The 17439-nt window shown below is 69.9% G+C and carries 17 protein-coding genes and 1 tRNA gene; 5 read left to right on the forward strand and 13 right to left on the reverse strand.

The window, feature by feature from the left end; translation table 11 throughout:
• Positions 1-76: 76 nt before the first annotated feature.
• The 5 genes from yjfF to AB0C28_RS13470 all read right to left on the reverse strand — a co-directional run bounded on the left by yjfF (position 77) and on the right by AB0C28_RS13470 (position 5645).
• Positions 77-1060, reverse strand: a complete 984-nt coding sequence (gene yjfF, locus AB0C28_RS13450) for a galactofuranose ABC transporter, permease protein YjfF (protein ID WP_358074318.1) — start codon at positions 1058-1060, stop codon at positions 77-79.
• The gene (locus tag AB0C28_RS13455) at positions 1057-2070 is read right to left on the reverse strand and encodes an ABC transporter permease (protein ID WP_358074321.1); all 1014 of its coding nucleotides are present in this window, start codon (positions 2068-2070) and stop codon (positions 1057-1059) included. Before AB0C28_RS13455 ends, yjfF begins: the two co-directional genes overlap by 4 nt.
• A complete protein-coding gene (locus AB0C28_RS13460) occupies positions 2067-3521 on the reverse strand; it encodes a sugar ABC transporter ATP-binding protein (RefSeq protein WP_357843280.1) in 1455 nt (484 codons plus the stop codon). The genes AB0C28_RS13455 and AB0C28_RS13460 overlap by 4 nt, the downstream gene beginning before the upstream one ends.
• 79 nt (positions 3522-3600) lie before the next feature.
• On the reverse strand, positions 3601-4587 hold the full coding sequence (locus AB0C28_RS13465; RefSeq protein WP_357843277.1) for an ABC transporter substrate-binding protein: 987 nt from the start codon (positions 4585-4587) through the stop codon (positions 3601-3603).
• A 77-nt stretch (positions 4588-4664) separates the two neighbouring features.
• Positions 4665-5645, reverse strand: coding sequence for a LacI family DNA-binding transcriptional regulator (locus AB0C28_RS13470; protein WP_358074435.1), 981 nt, complete (start codon positions 5643-5645; stop codon positions 4665-4667).
• Positions 5646-5875: 230 nt separating this feature from the next.
• On the opposite strand from AB0C28_RS13470, the gene AB0C28_RS13475 reads away from it, so the two are divergent.
• Positions 5876-9316: an alpha-L-arabinofuranosidase C-terminal domain-containing protein gene (locus tag AB0C28_RS13475; RefSeq protein WP_358074324.1), complete on the forward strand. Its 3441-nt coding sequence runs from the start codon at positions 5876-5878 to the stop codon at positions 9314-9316.
• 82 nt (positions 9317-9398) lie between these two features.
• Here AB0C28_RS13475 and AB0C28_RS13480 read toward each other — a convergent pair whose 3' ends face one another.
• A complete protein-coding gene (locus tag AB0C28_RS13480; RefSeq protein WP_357843273.1) occupies positions 9399-10169 on the reverse strand; it encodes a metallophosphoesterase in 771 nt (256 codons plus the stop codon).
• Positions 10170-10335: 166 nt separating this feature from the next.
• Here AB0C28_RS13480 and AB0C28_RS13485 point away from each other — a divergent pair, with 166 nt between their 5' ends.
• Both AB0C28_RS13485 and AB0C28_RS13490 read left to right on the forward strand, forming a co-directional pair.
• The gene (locus AB0C28_RS13485; protein WP_106250416.1) at positions 10336-10539 is read left to right on the forward strand and encodes a DUF4236 domain-containing protein; all 204 of its coding nucleotides are present in this window, start codon (positions 10336-10338) and stop codon (positions 10537-10539) included.
• A 71-nt stretch (positions 10540-10610) separates the two neighbouring features.
• On the forward strand, positions 10611-10796 hold the full coding sequence (locus AB0C28_RS13490; RefSeq protein WP_357843270.1) for a DUF4236 domain-containing protein: 186 nt from the start codon (positions 10611-10613) through the stop codon (positions 10794-10796).
• Positions 10797-10943: 147 nt separating this feature from the next.
• Here AB0C28_RS13490 and AB0C28_RS13495 read toward each other — a convergent pair whose 3' ends face one another.
• A complete protein-coding gene (locus tag AB0C28_RS13495; protein ID WP_358074327.1) occupies positions 10944-11990 on the reverse strand; it encodes a WYL domain-containing protein in 1047 nt (348 codons plus the stop codon).
• Positions 11991-12133: 143 nt separating this feature from the next.
• Here AB0C28_RS13495 and AB0C28_RS13500 point away from each other — a divergent pair, with 143 nt between their 5' ends.
• On the forward strand, positions 12134-12529 hold the full coding sequence (locus AB0C28_RS13500) for a VOC family protein (RefSeq protein ID WP_358074330.1): 396 nt from the start codon (positions 12134-12136) through the stop codon (positions 12527-12529).
• 63 nt (positions 12530-12592) lie between these two features.
• Here AB0C28_RS13500 and AB0C28_RS13505 read toward each other — a convergent pair.
• Positions 12593-12665 (reverse strand) — tRNA-Ala (locus tag AB0C28_RS13505).
• Between the two features lie 75 nt (positions 12666-12740).
• Here AB0C28_RS13505 and AB0C28_RS13510 point away from each other — a divergent pair.
• Positions 12741-13670, forward strand: a complete 930-nt coding sequence (locus AB0C28_RS13510; protein WP_358074333.1) for an RNA polymerase sigma-70 factor — start codon at positions 12741-12743, stop codon at positions 13668-13670.
• A 42-nt stretch (positions 13671-13712) separates the two neighbouring features.
• Here AB0C28_RS13510 and AB0C28_RS13515 read toward each other — a convergent pair whose 3' ends face one another.
• From AB0C28_RS13515 to AB0C28_RS13535, 5 genes are all read right to left on the reverse strand, one after another.
• A complete protein-coding gene (locus AB0C28_RS13515; RefSeq protein WP_358074336.1) occupies positions 13713-14243 on the reverse strand; it encodes a Clp protease N-terminal domain-containing protein in 531 nt (176 codons plus the stop codon).
• Positions 14244-14247: 4 nt separating this feature from the next.
• Positions 14248-14463 (reverse strand): helix-turn-helix domain-containing protein, encoded by a 216-nt coding sequence (locus AB0C28_RS13520; RefSeq protein WP_106250424.1) that lies wholly within the window; start codon positions 14461-14463, stop codon positions 14248-14250.
• Between the two features lie 85 nt (positions 14464-14548).
• A complete protein-coding gene (locus tag AB0C28_RS13525) occupies positions 14549-15391 on the reverse strand; it encodes a metal-dependent hydrolase (protein WP_358074339.1) in 843 nt (280 codons plus the stop codon).
• Positions 15388-16632 (reverse strand): MFS transporter, encoded by a 1245-nt coding sequence (locus tag AB0C28_RS13530; protein WP_358074342.1) that lies wholly within the window; start codon positions 16630-16632, stop codon positions 15388-15390. The genes AB0C28_RS13525 and AB0C28_RS13530 overlap by 4 nt, the downstream gene beginning before the upstream one ends.
• Before the next feature lie 144 nt (positions 16633-16776).
• Positions 16777-17430, reverse strand: coding sequence for an SRPBCC family protein (locus tag AB0C28_RS13535; RefSeq protein ID WP_357843248.1), 654 nt, complete (start codon positions 17428-17430; stop codon positions 16777-16779).
• Positions 17431-17439: the final 9 nt, after the last annotated feature.

Here is a 17439-nt window from a genome sequence, read left to right on the forward strand (position 1 = left end):
ATTGTTATCGCTAACAACGACTGTGTCAACGTTCAACCATAACCGGACGGAAACTTTCACGTAACTTCGGCGCAGGTCAGCGCCGTGAACGGGCCGAGAACAGGCGCTGCAGCAGGATGAAGACGAAGAGCAACATTCCGATGAAGATCTTGGTCCACCAAGACAGAAGCGTCCCTTCGAAACTGATGATCGTCTGGATCAGGCCGAGCACGAGCACACCGAGCACCGTCCCGAGCAGGAAGCCACTGCCGCCGGTCAGCAGGGTTCCGCCGATGACCACCGCCGCGATCGCGTCGAGCTCCATGCCCACGGCGTGCAGCCCGTAACCGGAGAGCATGTAGAACGACAGCAGCACCCCGCCGAGCGCCGAGCAGAACCCGCTGACCGTGTAGACGGTGATCTTGGTCCGGCCCACGGGCAGCCCCATGAGCAGCGCCGACTGCTCGCTCCCGCCGGCCGCGTAGACCGAACGGCCGAAGCGGGTGTAGTGCAGCACGTACGCCGCCACCCCCACGACCAGCACCGCGATGACCACGCTCGGCGAGATCCACAGATCGGCGAACAGATCGATCCTGGTCTGCGCGAACGCCGTGAACGTCGGGTCGCGGATCGGGATCGAGTCGGTGCCGATCGTGTAGCACAGCCCCCGCGCCAGGAACATCCCCGCCAGCGTCACGATGAACGGCTGGATGTCGAAGGCGTGCACGATGTAACCCATCACCAGCCCCAGCCCGGAGCCGATGGCCAGCACCAGCGGGATCACCAGGTACGGCGGCCACCCCGGCCCCTCCATCAGGCTGGCCGAGATCATCGTGGACAGCGCCACCACCGACCCCACCGACAGGTCGATGCCCCCGGTCAGGATCACGAACGTCAGCCCGACCGCCACCACCAGCAGGAAGGCGTTGTCGATGAAGACGTTGAGTATCACCTGCCCGCTGGCGAACCCCTCGTAGCGGAACCCGCCCACCGCGAACATGGCCACGAACAGGCACCCGGTCACCAGCACCGGCAGATACTTGGCCGGCACCGCCGTCCGGCCCAGCGTCAGCGTGCTCACAGGCTCACCCGCACCTTCTCCTCGGACGCCGGGCCCGGCACGGCGGGCCGGCCCCTGCTACGCAACACCTTCGCGCGGAAGGACGGCGACTGGATGAGGCACACCGCCGTGACCACCAGCGCCTTGAACAGCAGCGTGGTCTCCGGCGGCACGCCGATCGAGTAGATCGTCGTGGTCAGGGTCTGGATGATGAGCGCGCCCAGCACGGTCCCGCCGAGCGAGAACCGCCCGCCGGACAGCGCCGTGCCGCCGATCACCACGGCCAGGATCGCGTCCAGCTCGATCCACAGGCCGGCGTTGTTGCCGTCGGCGCTGGAGACGTTCGAGCTGATCATCAGCCCGGCCACGCCCGCGCACAGGGCGGCGAACGCGTACACCATGATGATGATCCCGCGCGCCCTGATGCCCGCGAGCCGGCTCGCCTCGGCGTTGCCGCCGACCGACTCGATCAGCATGCCCAGCGCCAGCCGCCTGGTCAGGAACGCGGTGACGGCCAGCACCACCAGCACGATCAGGATGCCGAACGGCACGGTCAGCCAGTAGCCGCCGCCGATCACCTTGTACGCCGGGCTGTTGACGGTGATGATCTGGCCGTCGGTGATGAGCTGCGCCAGCCCGCGACCGGCCACCATGAGGATGAGGGTGGCGATGATCGGCTGGATGCCGATGCCGGCGACCAGGAACCCGTTCCACGCCCCCAGCACCAGGCACAGGCCCAGCGCCAGCGCCACGGCGGTGAACAGGCTGGCGTCCTGGCTGATCTGCAGGCACGCCAGCGCGCCCGAGATCGCCACCACCGACCCCACCGACAGGTCGATGCCGCCGGTCGCGATGACCAGCGTCATCCCGAGCGAGACCAGGATCAGCGGGGCGCCGAAGCGCAGGATGTCGATCAGGCTGCCGTACAGGTGCCCGTCGCGCACCTGGATCGAGAAGAAGCCGGGCGCGAAGAACACGTTCAGGACCAGCAGCAGGGCCAGCACCACGACCGGCCACAACAATCGCTTCATCCCGCCCTCCCTCCGCTCGCGATCGTCTCCATGAGCACGTCGGTGGTCAGCGCCTCGTCGTTGGGCAGCTCGGCGACGAGCCGCCGGTCGCGCAGCACCTCGACCTTGTGGCTGAGCCGCAGCACCTCCTCCAGCTCGGCGGAGATGAACAGCACCGCCACGCCGCCGTCCGACAGCTCGGCCACCAGGCGCTGGATCTCCGTCTTGGCCCCGACGTCGATGCCCCGGGTGGGCTCGTCGAGGATGAGCAGCCTGGGCTCCAGGATCAGCCACCTGGCCAGCACCACCTTCTGCTGGTTGCCGCCGCTCAGGTTGCGTACCAGGTGCTCGGGGTTGGGCGGGCTGATCTTCAGCGCCTTGATGTAGCCGCCGACCAGCTCGTCCTGCTGCTCACGCGGAACCGGTCTGGTCCAGCCCCTGGTGGCCTGGAGGGCCAGGATGATGTTCTCGCGCACGGTCAGGTCGGGGATGAGCCCGTCCTCCTTGCGGTTCTCCGAGCAGAACGCGATCTTGTGGGTCATGGCCGCGCGCGGCGTGCGTAACGACGCCGGCGACCCGCTCACCGCGACCTCGCCCGTGCCGGCGTGGTCGGCGCCGAACAGCAGCCGCGCGATCTCCGTACGGCCCGAGCCCAGCAGCCCCGCCAGGCCCACCACCTCGCCCTCGTGCACGGTCAGGCTGAACGGCTCGATCGCGCCCGCCCGGCCAAGACCGCGCGCCTCGATCAGCGGCCGGTCGAACACCTTGGCCTCGCCGTGCAGCCGCTCCAGCGCCGCCAGCTCCTGGCCGATCATCTTGGCCACCAGCTCGACCTGCGGCAGCCCTTCGGTCATGAACTCGCCCACGAGCCGCCCGTTGCGCAGGATCGTCATCCGGTCGGAGATCTCGTACACCTGGTCGAGGAAGTGCGAGACGAACAGGATCGCGATGCCCTCCTCCTTCAGCCGCCGCATCACCCGAAACAGCTGCAGCACCTCGTCGGCGTCCAGGCTGGAGGTCGGCTCGTCCAGGATCAGCACCCTCGCGTCCACGTCGATCGCCCGCGCGATGGCCACCATCTGCTGGATGGCCAGCGAGTACGACGACAGCGGCGCCGACACGTCCAGGCTCAGCTCCAGCCGCGCCAGCAGCTCGCCCGCCCTGGCCCGCATCCGCTTCCAGTCGATCCGGCCCCAGCGGCGCGGCTCGCGGCCGAGCAGGATGTTCTCCGCCACCGAGAGGTTCGTGCAGAGGTTGACCTCCTGGTAGACGGTGCTGATCCCGGCCTGCTGCGCCTCCAGCGGGCTGCCGAACGCGACCGGCGCGCCGCCCAGCTCGATCGTGCCCGCGTCGGCGGTGTGCACGCCGGTGAGCACCTTGATCAGGGTGGACTTGCCCGCGCCGTTCTCTCCCATGAGCGCGTGCACCTCGCCGGGCAGCAGCCGCAGGTCCACGCCGTCCAGGGCCTTCACCCCCGGAAACTGTTTCCCGATCCCCCGCATCGTCAAGACCGGCACAGGCAAATCCCTTCAAGGTCCCTGTCTATGGTGATCAGTACTGACGGCTGGGGAGGGCCTGCTTGGCCTGCTCCTGGGTGAAGGTGGTCTCCTCGGTCACCACGCGGGCCGGCACCTGCTCGCCCTTGACGACCTTCTTGGCCAGGTCCATGAGCTGCGGGCCGAGCAGCGGGGAGCACTCGACAATGAAGTTGATCTTCCCGTCGGCGAGCGCCTGCATCCCGTCCTTGACCGCGTCCACCGTGATGATCTTGATGTCCTTGCCGGGCACCTTGCCCGCGCCCTCGATGGCCTCGATCGCGCCCAGGCCCATGTCGTCGTTGTGCGCGTAGAGCACATCGATGTCCGGGGTCGACTTCAGGAACGCCTCCATGACCTCCTTGCCCTTGGCCCGGGTGAAGTCACCGGTCTGCGTGGCGACGATCTGGAACTTCGTGTCCGCCCCGATGACCTCCTGGAAGCCGGCCTTGCGGTCGTTGGCCGGGGCCGAGCCCGTGGTGCCCTGGAGTTCGACGATGTTCACCTTGTCCGTCGAGTCCTTGTACTCCTCGACCAGCCACTGACCGGCCTTCTTGCCCTCCTCGATGAAGTCAGAGCCCAGGAAGGTCTTGTAGAGGCTCGTGTCCGTGGAGTCCACGGCGCGGTCGGTCAGGATGACCGGGATCTTCGCGTTCTGGGCCTCCTTGAGCACCGGGTCCCAGCCCGACTCCACCACCGGCGAGAAGGCGATGACGTCCACCCGCTGCTGGATGAAGGAGCGGATGGCCTTGATCTGGTTCTCCTGCTTCTGCTGGGCGTCGGAGAACTTGAGCGTGATACCGGCGCTCTTGGCCGACTCCTGCACGGACTTGGTGTTCGCGGTCCGCCAGCCGCTCTCCGCACCGACCTGGGAGAAGCCCATCGTGATCGTGCTGTCGCCACCACCGCCGCTGCCCGCGCTCGTGCTGCCGCCACCGCCGCAGGACGTCACCGCCATGGCGGTGAGCCCAGCCAGCACCAACGCCGAGATCCTCTTTAACACGTGGGGGGTCCCTTCCTTGAATGTGAACGCTAACAACCCTGGTCGGATGCCAGCGCCTCCTGCCTTCCGTTACGGCGTCAGGCCCGGGCCGTGCTGACCCTGGCGACGAACACCGGCGGCACCACGAGCCGCTCCCGCTCCTGCGGACCGCCTTCGAGCTGCCGTACGAGAACCTCGATGCTGTGTCTGCCCACGGCGCCGAAGTCCTGCCTGATGGTCGTGAGCGGCGGCGAGAAGAACTCCGACTCGGGGATGTCGTCGAAACCGACCACGCTCACCCGCTCGGGCACTCTCACCCCCTGCTCGGTGAACGCCCGCAGCACGCCGAGCGCCATCTGGTCGTTGGCGACGAAGACCGCGGTGACGTTCCTCATGCTCGCCAGGCTGCGCCCCGCCTCGTATCCGGAACGAGGGCTCCAGTCCCCGGCGAGCGGGCGCGGGGCCTCGCGGCCCGCCTGCTCAAGCGCGGCCCGCCACCCGGCCACGCGACCTTCGGCCTCCAGCCAGTCGGAGGGGCCGCTGACGTGCCAGACCGTCTCGTGACCGAGCGAGAGCAGGTGCTCGGTGGCGAGCCTGCCTCCCTCGACCTGGTCCACGCTGACCACCGACACCTCGCCCGCCTCGCCGCCCTCGACGGCGACCGTGGGGACGCCGAGCGGCAGGTCGGCCAGGGCGCGGGCGGCCGAGCGCTGCGGCGCGACCACCACGATGCCGTCCACGCCCTGGTCGGTCAGGTAGTCGAGGGCGTCGCGCACGCCCGCTCTGTCGATCGACTTGAGGCTGACGATGCTGACGAAGTAGCCGGCCGCCCTGGCCGCCTGCTCGATGCCGTAGACGGTGCTGGCCGGGCCGTACAGCGTGGTGTCGAAGCTGACCACGCCGAGCGTCCTGGAGTGCTTGGTGACCAGGGCGCGGGCGACGAGGTTACGGCGGTAGCCGAGCTTGTCGATCGCCTGCAGCACCCGGGTGCGGGTCTCGCTGCGCACGTTCGGATGATCGTTGAGCACGCGCGAGACCGTCTGATGCGACACGCCGGCCTCCTTGGCCACGTCGGCCATGACCGGCAGGCGGCGCCCCAGGGTGGATCCCACGGCCGTGCTCCCTTCCTGGCTTGGCCCCGACTGTGAACGCTAACAACCCGTCCCGTCAAGGGTCCGCCGGATTACGGTCGGGTTACACGGAAGGCCCTTGACGGAGCCCCTGAGGGGTCCTTAACTTGTCGCGAATCGCCGTTGTTAACGCTCACTTCTGTGTTAACGCTAACAACAGTTGAGGAGCTCCCCCACTCATGTTGCGCATCGCGTTATCCGCCCTGCTCGTCGCTGGTTCCCTGGTGGCGCCGCCGCCTTCCCCTGCTCCTTCCTCGGCCGCCTCCACGCCGACGTCCGCGCTCGCGGAGCCGATCCCGGAAGGCGCCGTCGTCGACCAGTTCGACGGCACCACGCTCGGCCCGGACTGGACGGTGCTCTCACCGGACGACTCCCGCTACCGCCTGTCGGACGGCGCGCTGCGGCTGGACACGCTCACCGGCGACACCCACCAGGGCACCAACAACGCCAGGAACCTCTTCCTCGTGGACGTGCCCGACGGCGACTTCGAGATCGTCACCAAGCTCAGCGCGCCGGTCGCGCTCGACTTCCAGAGCGCCGGGCTGCTCGCCTGGCAGGACTGGGACAACTACGTACGGGCGGGCCTGGCCCACGTCGGGTTCGCCGGTGGGCCGGTGATCGAGACGGCCACCGAGGTCGGCGCGGCCTTCACCTCGGCCTTCGCGGCCAGGCCCGGCTCCACCGCCGAGATCGTCAAGCTGGCCAGGACCGGCGACGAGTTCGTCTCCTCCTACTGGGACGGCTCGGCGTGGGTGCAGGCGTCCAGGATGACCGCCCGGCTCACGGTGGGGCAGGTCGGGCTCTTCGGGCTGTCGGCGCAGAACGGCACGTCCATGGGGGTCGCGTTCGACTACCTCGCGATCAAGGCGGCCGAGGGCGGGCCGGTGGTGCCCGAGGGCACGTTCACGCTGCGGTCGGCGGCGCGGCCGTACCTGTCGGCGGACCGCTCGGGGACGGTGCGGGCCTCGGCCGAGGCGCCGATGACCGGTCTGGCCGTCACCGCCGAGCCCAACGGCGACGGCGACGGCGACGGGATCAGGCTCAAGGACGTGACGAACGGCAGGTACCTGGAGGCGTCGGCCACGGTCCGGCTGAGCGCGCGCGGCTCGGTCTTCCAGCTCAAGGACGCCGGGGGCGGCAAGGTCACCATGTCCTCGGGCGGCCGGAACGTCTCGGTCTCCGGCGGAAGACTCGTCATGGGCGCGGACGCGACCAAGTTCCGGGTCGAGGGCTACACCTCGGGCGAGCTGGGCGTGGACACGAGGGCGAAGGGCACGAAGGTCAGCCCCGACCTGTACGGCGTCTTCTACGAGGACATCAACCACGCCGCCGACGGCGGGCTCTACGCCGAGCTGGTGCAGAACCGCTCGTTCGAGTTCAACGCCACCGACGAGAGCTCCTACACCGGGCTGACCGCCTGGAGCAAGGTCGAGCGCGGCGCCACCGCGGCCCTGACCGTCACCGGCGAGCAGCCGCTGAACGCCGCCAACCGCAACTACCTGCGGCTGGACGTGACCGGCGACGGCACGGCCGGGGCGGCCAACGCCGGCTTCAACCGCGGCCTGCCGCTGAAGCAGGGCGCGCGTTACGACCTGTCGCTGTGGGCCACGCGGGCTCAGCCCGCCACGCTGACGGTCACGGTCGAGGACGGCGGCACGGTGCTCGGCCAGGCCACGTTGCGGGTCAAGGCCGGCGGCTGGGCCAGGTACAAGGCGTCGTTCACCGCCTCAGGCGGCACCGACGCCGGCCGGCTGGTCGTGCGGGCGCCCGCCGGGCGGACCGACCTCGACATGGTCTCGCTGTTCCCCCGTGACACCTTCAAGGGGCACGGCATGCGGACCGACCTGGCCGAGATGATCGCCGATCTGGAGCCGCGGTTCCTCCGCTTTCCCGGGGGCTGTGTGACGAACGTCGGCACGTACGAGCCGTACTCCGCCGCCCAGGACCGGCGGCGCATCTACCAGTGGAAGGAGACGATCGGCCCGGTCGAGGAGCGGCCGGCGAACTTCAACTTCTGGGGCTACAACCAGAGCTACGGCATCGGCTACTTCGAGTACTTCCAGTTCGCCGAGGACATCGGGGCCAAGGCGCTGCCGGTGCTGTCGGTGGGCGTGAACGGGTGCGGCGAGAACCGGCCGCTGACCGACGAGACCGAGCTGGCCCGATGGGTGCGCGACACGCTGGACCTGATCGAGTTCGCCAACGGGCCGGTCAGCTCCCCCTGGGGGAGGAAGCGGGCGGAGCTCGGGCATCCGAAGCCGTTCGGGCTGGAGTACATCGGGCTCGGGAACGAGGAGATCTATCCGGAGTTCTTCGCGAACTATCCCAAGTTCGCCGACGCGATCAGGGCCAGGTACCCGAAGATCAAGATCATCAGTAACTCGGGGCAGACGTCGCAGGGGGCCTGGTTCGACCGGATGTGGCAGTTCGCCCGCGACCAGAAGGCCGACCTGGTCGACGAGCACTACTACAACAACACCGACTGGTTCCTGTCCAACACCCGCCGCTACGACTCCTACGACCGCGAGGGGCCGAAGGTGTTCGTGGGCGAGTACGCCTCCAGGGGCAACACGTTCTTCAACGCGCTGTCCGAGGCCGCGTACATGACGGGGCTGGAGCGTAACTCCGACGTCGTGCGACTGGCGTCGTACGCGCCGCTGCTGGCCAACGTCGACTACGTGGACTGGACGCCGGACCTGATCTGGTTCGACAACGACCAGGCGTACGGGTCGCCGAGCTACCACGTCCAGCGCCTGTTCGCCACGAACGCCGGCGAGCGGGTGGTTCCGAGCACGTTCGAGGGCGAGGTCAGGCCGGTCGATGACATCAGCGGCGGCGTCGGGCTGGGCGCGTGGAACACCGCGGTCCGCTACGACGACGTGAAGGTGACCGCGGCGGACGGGACCGTGCTGCTGTCCGAGGACTTCTCCGCCGGAGCCCCCGGCTGGACGCCCGGCCTCGGCACCTGGGCGGTGCGGGACGGCGGCTACGAGCAGACCGCCCAGGTCGAGGACGCCAGGTCGACGGCGGGCTCGGCCGGCTGGTCGGACTACACGATGGAGGTGACCGCCCGCAAGACGGCCGGCGCCGAGGGCTTCCTGGTCATGTTCGGGGTACGCGGCACCGGCGACTTCTACTGGTGGAACGTCGGCGGCTGGGGCAACACGCAATCCGCCGTCGAGAAGGCGGTCAACGGCGGCAAGGCCCAGATCGCCACCTCCTCCCACACCGTCGAGACGGGCCGCGACTACCGCCTGAAGGTCCAGGTCAGCGGGCGCACGATCACGACCTGGCTGGACGGGGAGAAGGTCAACGAGTTCGTGGACAGCTCACGGGTGGAGCCGCTGTACAAGGTGGTGTCCAGGGACGGGAGGAAGATGACGGTCAAGGTCGTCAACGCGCAGGACACGGCGGTGCGCACCCGGGTGGACCTCGGCTCCGCGCGGATCCGGCCGAACGCCACGGTGACCTCGCTGACCGGCTCGCCCTCCGACATGAACTCGATCTCCGAGCCGGAGCGGGTGGCGCCGCGGCGGCAGCAGGTGGACGGCTTCTCCTCGGCCTTCACCTACGACTTCCCGGCGTACTCGGTGACGTTCATCGAGCTCACAGAGCGGTGACGACGGTCGGGGCGGGCTCTTCCTTGGGCCCGCCCCGACCGTCGGGCTCTTCACGCGCGGCCCGCCCCCGCCGCCGGTCCGGCTACTGGACGACGCGGTAGTGGGTGGTCAGCCGGCCCTCGTCGTCGAGCACGTGAAAGGCGACCATCGGCGGCTGGTCGTAGGAGATGCCGGTGTCGAAGCTGACGGCGCCCTCCCACGGCAGCTTCAGCGTGGACACCACACCCCCGCCCACCAGCAGCGGCCGACCGGCGAACGTGGTGACAGCGGCCATGTGGGAGTGGCCCACCAGCACGGCGGGCACGCCGGCGCGACCGGCCAGCAGCCGCTCCAGCCGCCCGGTCTCGTGCAGCCTGATCGCGTCGATCGGCGGGCTCTGCAGCGTCACCGGCGGATGGTGGAAGGCCACGAACACCGGCAGGTCCGCGCCGTCCAGCACGCCCTCCAGCCAGTCGAGGGTCTCGTCGTCTAGGTGGCCGTCGTCCCGGCCGGGGATGGACGAGTCGCACATCGCGTACACCGCCCTGCCGGTGCGCAGCACCTGGTTGACCGGCCTCCCTGTGGACTCGTCTGTGGACTCCTCTGAGGGCGCCTCGCCCAGCAGGAATTGGCGGAACTCCGGCCTGCGGTCGTGGTTGCCGGGGCCGATCAGGATCGGATGGCGTGAGGTGAGCAGCTTGGCGGCGGCCTCGTACTCGGCGGGCAGCGCGTGGTCGGCGATGTCGCCGGTGACGAGGACCGCGTCCAGGTCGCCGGGCAGCGCGTCGAGGTAACGCATGACGGCGTCGCACCGGCCGGCGCTCTCGGGTGTGGCGCCGATGTGGACGTCGCTCAGGTGCGCGATCACGATCATCAGGTGGGTCCCTCCTGTCCAGGCTGCCCACCACCGTACGCCGGGAGCCCCAACCGGACGTGAGTTCAGGGGCCGCCGGGCTCGGACGGCGTGTCACCGGTGCCGGGAACCCGGTCGTCGTCCCGGACGTTCTTCCCGGTGAGCGTACGAGTGGCGGAGGAGCGACATGGGCTGGCACTACCGCAAGTCAATCAAGGTCGGGCCGTTTCGGATCAATCTGTCGCGGCACGGTGTCGGCTCCAGCTTCGGCAACCGGCGTTTCCACGTCTCGGCCACCCCCGACGGCCGCCGCCACGTGACCGTGCGGCTGCCGGGCGGCTTCCACGTGGGTAAGACCTTCGGCTCCCGCCGGTATCACGGACCTTACTAAGGCGCGAGAAAAACGGTAGACGCGCCGTCTCCGGGGTAGCGGGACCTCCTCGCGATCTCTGGAGGAAAGCGATGGGTTGGAGCTATCGCAAGTCGATCAAGGTCGGTCCGTTACGGCTGAACCTGTCGCGCCGCGGTGTCGGACACAGCTGGGGCAACCGGCTGTTCCGGGTGACGCGGGCGGCGGACGGCCGGCGGACCTTGACGATCAACCTGCCCGGCGGCTTCCACTGGCGCAGGACACTCGGCGGTCGCTGACCGCTTGAGATAGAACGGGCCGGAGGGGAAACCCTCCGGCCCGTCCCCTTTCGTCCGCCCTGTCGCCAGGACGCCCTCGCGGAGAGCCGCCCGAGAACGCACGGCCGGGGAACGCGACAGTTCGGGAACGCACTGTGCGGAGACGCGTCACCCGCCTGCGTCGTCTCGGGGACGGTTGTGTTCGACCAGTTCGGCGCCGATCCTGGCCAGCTCGGCCCTGACCTCCTCCGGCTCCACGACCTCGACCCGCGCGCCCCACCCGGCCAGTTGCTCGGCGATCGTCAGCGGCATGGGAGCGGCCACCCGGACCCTGACCCGGCCGTCCGGCTCGTCCCCCACGACCTCGAAGTGACGCCCGAAATGGTCACGCAGGACGGGCAGGAACCTGGCGGAGATGAGCACGGTCGCCGAGACCGTCGAACGCCGCCGCTCCATCTCCGCGACGACCTCCTCCCACTCCCGCGCGAGCGCGAAGTCGTCCGGCCGCTCGAACTCCAGCTCCGTCACCTCGGCCCCGGCGATCCGGTCCACCCGGAACGTGCGCCGGCCGCGCTCGGTCCCGGCCAGCAGATACCAGACGTCGTCCTTGGCCACGAGCCCCCACGGCTCGACCACCCGCTCGGCCCGCTCCCGGCTCCCGCTCCCGGGCCCATCCGAGGACACGCTCCCGGACCGGCCCTCGGCCGCGCCCCCGTTCCCGCCCCGGGACCCTCCCCCCGACCGGCCCTCGTACGCGAGCCTGACCTTGCGCCGCCGTACCACCGCGTCCTGGAGGACGCGCACCAGCGCGGGCCGTTCCTTCTCCGGCTCGCCCCAGCGCGTGGGATCGACGACCACCGCCCCCGCGGCGGCCTCGGCGTCCGCTCTGAACGTCTGGGGCAGCGCCCGCAGCAGCTTGCGCAGTGCGGACCTGACCTCGGGGGCGGCGGGCGCGGCCGGGCCCGCGAGCAGGAACAGCGCCTGCGCCTCGTGCGCGGTGAGCCCGCTGAGGTCGGTCCGCGCGCCACCCAGCAGCGACCATCCGCCGCCCCTGCCCGCCTGCGGGTAGACGGGGATGCCGGCCGTGGACAGCGCTTCGAGGTCGCGGCGCGCCGTCGCGACGGACACCTCCAGCTCCTCGGCCAGCTCCGCCGCGGTCACCCGGCCGCGCGCCTGCATGAGCAGCAGGGCGGCCACCAGTCGATCGGCTCGCATGCCCGCCATTCTCTCCGGAAAAGTAGTCATTCGATGAGCACTTTCCGGGCGCATCATAGTTCCGACCCACCGGACGACCACCGCACAAACACCGCACAACCACCGCACAACCACCGGACGATCACTGGACGAGAGGAACCGAGATGCTCCGCGGATTCGCCACCCTGACCTTCTGGGCCGCCGACCTGGAGGCCGCCACGGCCTGGTACGCCGAGTTCCTCGGCGTCGAGCCCTATTACCGCAGGCCCGGCTACGTCGAGTTCCGCCTGGGCGACTACCAGCACGAGTTCGGCCTGATCGACAGCCGGTACGCCCCGCCCGGCGCCACGGACCGGCCCGCGGGCGCGGTCATGCACTGGCACGTCGACGACCTCGACGCCACCTTCGAGCGACTGCTGAGCATGGGCGCGAAGGAGTATCAGCCGATCACGCACCAGGGTGACGGCGAGGGGTTCGTCACGGCGTCGGTGGTGGACCCGTTCGGGAACGTGCTCGGGATCATGCGCAACCCGCACTACCTGGCCGTCCTCGGCGAGTGACCCGCCAGGGGAAATGCGAAACGGCGGCGCCCGGAACGGGCACCGCCGTCGTGCTCAAGTGGGTGGAGCTATGGGGATTCGAACCCCAGACCTCCTCCATGCCATGGAGGCGCGCTACCAACTGCGCCATAGCCCCTTGCGATCAACAAGTGTAACGGAGATCGGCACCGCTCGTGTCACGCCGGAAGCCGCATGATACGTCTTAAGAGTCATGACGACCTTTGAAGATCATCGAAGCCTGCTCACCGGAGTCGCCTACCGCATCCTCGGCAGCGTCGCCGACGCCGAGGACGTGGTGCAGGAGGCCTGGCTGCGCTGGTCGAAAGTGGACGAGGCGGGTGTCGACGATCCCAAGGCGTACTTGATCAGGGTGACCTCGCGGCTGGCCATCGACCGGCTGCGCTGGGCGAGGTCGCGGCGGGAGTCGTACGTTGGGCCGTGGCTGCCCGAGCCCATCGGCACCACTCCCGACGCCGCCGAGCACGCCGAGCTGGCCGACTCCGTCGAGATGGCGCTGATGGTGGTGCTGGAGACGTTGTCGCCGCTCGAACGGGCGGTGTTCGTGCTGCGGGAGGCGTTCGACCTGCCGTTCACCGAGATCGCGGAGATCATCGGGCGGGCCGAGCCGGCCACCAGGCAACTCGCGCGGCGCGCCCGCGACCACGTGCGCGACAAGCGGCCCCGCTTCGAGGTGAACCAGGAGGAGCGCCGGCGGATCACCGAGCAGTTCATCAGGGCGGCCACCGACGGCGACGTGGACGGGCTGATCGCGCTGCTGTCCGACCAGGTGAACATCATCTCCGACGGCGGCGGCAAGGCCAAGGCGGCGCTGCGGGTCATCACCGGCTCCGACAACGTCAGCCGCTACCTGATGTCGATCAGCTCCCCGGTGAACATCGCCCGTTTCATGGCTTCGATCGGCATGTCGGACATCCACGACCTGTCGTTCGGGGTGGCGATGCTGAACAACGCGCCCTCCCTGACCATCTCGGCGGGCGGGCGCGTGGTCACCGTCATGACGCTGCTGGTGGTGGACGGCAGGATCGAGACGATCTACCTGATCGCCAACCCGGAGAAGGTGGCCCACCTGCAGCCGGTTCCAGCCGACGACAACCCCGGCGACGACGACCCGGCCGCCTGACGGCTCCTCCACCCAAGACGCACCGCCCGCGGAACGGGGTGGTCAGGCGGCGCCGCGGGTGGGGATGTGGGCTTCGCGGGCCAGTTCGCGCAGGTCCACGCCGGTCTCGTGGAGGATGCGGGCGGCGCCGTTGCGGTGGTCGGCCAGCAGGCCCCACAGCAGCCGCTCCCCCGTGACCGGCCCCGGCCGCCACTGCGCCACCTCGATCACCTTCCTGGCGTGCATGGCCAGCGGGATCTCCCCCAACGGCCCGTACAGGGTGACGCGGAAGGGGCGCAGGGCCGAGCAGCGCAGAGTCCACAGTTCCGGGTCGTCCGTGCCGCCCCTGGTGCGGCGGCGTACCTCGTCGAGGTCGATGCCCAGCGTGGCGAGCAGGGCGCGGGCGTCGCCGACGCCGACGCGTTCGCGCACGCCGTCCGCCGTGGCGGTGAAGGACCGCAGCGAGAACGGCCGGGTCTCGGCCACCCCCAGCAGCATCAGGCCGGCGTCGAGCGCGGGCCGCCCGGCGTCGAGGGCGTGGATCCCGGCCCTGACCACGGCCCGGCGGGCATCCTGGGTGAACCTGGCGAACATGCTCCTACCTCCCCGTCCGCCGGGCGTGCTTGCGGTGCGCCGACTGGCGTCGCACCCCTAGCGCATCGGCGATCTGCTCCCACGACCAGCCCTGGGCGCGGGCGCTCGACACGTGCACCGCCTCCAGCTCCTCCAGCAGGGCCCTGAGCGCGGCCACCGCCGCCAGGCCCGTGCCGGGATCGTTTCCCGCCGCCGCCTCGGCCAGCTCCGTGACTTCCATGGTGTCAGCATGTGCTGACAAGCACCCGCTTGTCAACAGATGCTGACAGATGATGAGCCTTCAGTGGCTCGCGCAGCGGTCCGCGTCACGGCTGGACGGCGGTCCGTACGGTGGTTCGCATGGTGAGGGTCGCCTCTTCCGGCGCGAACGCGAGGGAGACCTCGACCCCGCCCAGCTCCGAGGTCCGGCTCACGTGCGTGCCGCCGCACGGGATGGACGCCTCGCCCTCCGGCAGCGCGCAGTGCCAGGTCCTGCGTGCCGTGAGCTCGGGCCCCGGCACCTCCAGCCGGACCGGCGCGCCGGCCGTCACCCATGCCGTCAGCCGGTCGTTCACCTGGCCGGCGACCTCGGCGGGATCAAGATCTTCGGCCGAGAAGCCCTTCTTCCGCAACGACTTGCCCAGACGGTAGACGTCGACGCTGCCGCCGGGCACGATCCGCGAGGAGGTGATCGCCGCCTGGTCGAAGTCGGGACGGCCGAGCGAGTCGGGCCGCACCTCCTTGCGCCAGCGGCCGGCCAGCGCGGCGTTGAGCGCGAGCGCGGCCAGATGGCAGGCGGTGTGGCCCGCCGAGAGCGCCGCCCGGTAGGCCGGGTCCACGGACAGCTCCACCTCCGCCCCTTCGGGCAGCGGTTCCTCGCTCACGTGGACGACCAGCCACTCCCAGCCCTCGGCGCCCCTCCGTGCGGGGATGTCGGCGCCGAGGAAGACCTCACCGGTGTTCGACTGGGCCCCTGTTACACAGTCGACGACCGGCAGGCCCCCGATCGTGCCCCGGTCTGCGGGCTGGTCGGGCCAGGTGTGGTCGAGGGGATGGAACGGCGTCTCGGCGACGACGAGACCGTGCCGGTCCCCCACCGGCACGATCCCGGCGATCGTGGAGCGGCCGCTGGTCAGGCCGCTGGGGAAGGTGACGACGGTGGATTTCACCCGGTCATTGTTCCAGCCGGTCTCCGTTCGTCCTCCAGGTAGCGGTCGCGCCCCGCGTACAGACCGGTGACGAGCTGCGCGACCAGCACCACGAAGATCATCGTGTACGGCAGCGCCCATCCCCCGGTCGTCTCCCGCAGCACGCCGACCAGCAGCGGCCCCGCGCCCGAGATGAGATATCCGGCGCTCTGGCCGAACGCCGACAGCGCCGCCGTGGACTCCGGCGTACGGGTGCGCAGGGCCAGCATCATCAGCGCCAGCGGGAACGAGCCCATCCCGATGGCCACGAACACCACCCAGATCATCGCCGTGGAGGCCGGGGCGAACCACAGCCCGGCGAAGCCGGTCGCGTAGAACACGACGAGCCCCACCACAGTGGGCCGCTGGTCGCGGAAACGCGAGGCGATCAGCGGCACGAGGATCGAGACGGGGATGTTCAGCGCGGTGAAGACGCCGAGGATCAGCCCGGCCTGCGAGGTGCTGTAGCCGTTGTCGGTGAGGATCGTGGCGAGCCAGCCGAACATGATGTACGCGATCATCGACTGCGTGCCGAAGTAGATCGCCACCATCCAGGCGAGCCTGCTGCCGACCATCCGGCGCATGCCCACGTTCCGGCCGCCTCTGTCCCGCTCCGGCTCACTGCGCAGCAGCGCAAGCCACGGAATGACGGCGACGGCGGCCAGCGCCGCCCACACGCCGAGCGCGATGTGCCAATCCCCCGACGCGCGCTCGATCGGCACGGTCGCGGCGGCGGCCAGCATGGTGCCCGCCGCCAGGGCCGTGGTGTAGACGGTGGTCATGATCCCGGTACGGGCCGGGAAGTGGCGCTTGATGAGCGTCGGGATGAGCACGTTGCCGACGGCCCCGCCGGACAGCGCGACCGCGCTGCCCAGCAGGAACACCGGGGCCGAGTCGACCATCGACCTGACCAGCAGCCCCACGCCCAGCGTGACGAGGGCGAGCAGCAGCAGGCGGTGCTCGCCGAGCCGCCTGGCCAGGGTCGGGGTGATCGCTCCGACACTGGCGAAGGCCAGTACGGGTAGTGTGGTGAGCAACCCCGTGCCGACGCTCGACATGCCGAGCGCGCCGGCGAGCTGATCGAGCAGCGGGCCCACGCTGGTGACGGCGGTGCGCAGGTTGAGCGCGGCGAGCACGATTCCCAGCACGAGCAGCCAGGCCAAAGGGGCGGTTCTGCCTCGGGACTCTTGGGCGAGCACGGTCATGCGGGGAAGGTCCTCCACTCATCAAGTCATGGGATGAATGCTCACCTTAACAGGGACGAAATATGCGTTTATTCCTGGTCATGACATGAGAAGACCCCCAGATCGCGTTCCGGGGGTCTTCGATCGATCAGCTGGGAGCTATGAGCCCCTTGTCCGGCGGCCCTACATCACGGGGCGGGGGCCCTCCGGGGGCTGTCCGCCGGGAGGCACGGACCCGGGAGCGCCAGGGGTCGCCGGGCCCGGCGTGCCGGGAACCGCGGGCCCGGGAGGCGGAAGCGTTCCGCCGGGCCGGGGGGCGCCGCCGCCCACGGTGCCGGGCGGCACCGGCCGGTCGCTCTCGCCGAGGCCGGAGCCCTGCTGGTGCGGGCCGGGCACGTCGCCGCGCCAGCCGCCGCTCTCGCCGCCCCGCGACTCGATGAACGTCTTGAACCGCTTGACGTCACCGACGACGCGCATGCGGACGAGCTGCAGCCAGTCGCCCGCCGTCTCGATGAAGCCGTCCGGGTCGTACTCCATCTGGAGCGTGACCCTGGTCGTGTTGTCGTCGAGGCGGTGGAAGGTCACCACGCCCGCATGGTGCGGCTTGTCGGTGCTGCGCCAGGCGACCCGCTCGTCGGGGTGCTGCTCGGTGATCTCGGCCTCGAACTCGCGGCGCACTCCCGCGATCTCGGCCACCCATGCCGTACGGGTGTCACCGATCTGTTTGACCGACTCCACTCCTTCCATGAACTCGGGGAAGCCCTCGAACTGCGTCCACTGGTTGTAGGCCGCGCGAACGGGGACATTGACATCTTCGGAGTGTTCGATCGTGCTCATGGGTTCAAG

The sequence above is a fragment of the Nonomuraea sp. NPDC048892 genome (assembly GCF_040649735.1).
GTDB lineage: Bacteria > Actinomycetota > Actinomycetes > Streptosporangiales > Streptosporangiaceae > Nonomuraea > Nonomuraea maheshkhaliensis.

Coding starts and splice junctions, on each gene's coding strand:
- AB0C28_RS13515 (WP_358074336.1), bottom strand. CDS start 14,243: ATGTTCGCCAGGTTCACCCAGGATGCCCGCCGGGCCGTGGTCAGGGCC.
- AB0C28_RS13520 (WP_106250424.1), bottom strand. CDS start 14,463: ATGGAAGTCACGGAGCTGGCCGAGGCGGCGGCGGGAAACGATCCCGGC.
- AB0C28_RS13490 (WP_357843270.1), top strand. CDS start 10,611: ATGGGTTGGAGCTATCGCAAGTCGATCAAGGTCGGTCCGTTACGGCTG.
- AB0C28_RS13495 (WP_358074327.1), bottom strand. CDS start 11,990: ATGCGAGCCGATCGACTGGTGGCCGCCCTGCTGCTCATGCAGGCGCGC.
- AB0C28_RS13500 (WP_358074330.1), top strand. CDS start 12,134: ATGCTCCGCGGATTCGCCACCCTGACCTTCTGGGCCGCCGACCTGGAG.
- AB0C28_RS13475 (WP_358074324.1), top strand. CDS start 5,876: ATGTTGCGCATCGCGTTATCCGCCCTGCTCGTCGCTGGTTCCCTGGTG.
- AB0C28_RS13485 (WP_106250416.1), top strand. CDS start 10,336: ATGGGCTGGCACTACCGCAAGTCAATCAAGGTCGGGCCGTTTCGGATC.
- AB0C28_RS13480 (WP_357843273.1), bottom strand. CDS start 10,169: ATGATCGTGATCGCGCACCTGAGCGACGTCCACATCGGCGCCACACCC.
- AB0C28_RS13455 (WP_358074321.1), bottom strand. CDS start 2,070: ATGAAGCGATTGTTGTGGCCGGTCGTGGTGCTGGCCCTGCTGCTGGTC.
- AB0C28_RS13510 (WP_358074333.1), top strand. CDS start 12,741: ATGACGACCTTTGAAGATCATCGAAGCCTGCTCACCGGAGTCGCCTAC.
- AB0C28_RS13470 (WP_358074435.1), bottom strand. CDS start 5,645: ATGGCCGACGTGGCCAAGGAGGCCGGCGTGTCGCATCAGACGGTCTCG.
- AB0C28_RS13535 (WP_357843248.1), bottom strand. CDS start 17,430: ATGAGCACGATCGAACACTCCGAAGATGTCAATGTCCCCGTTCGCGCG.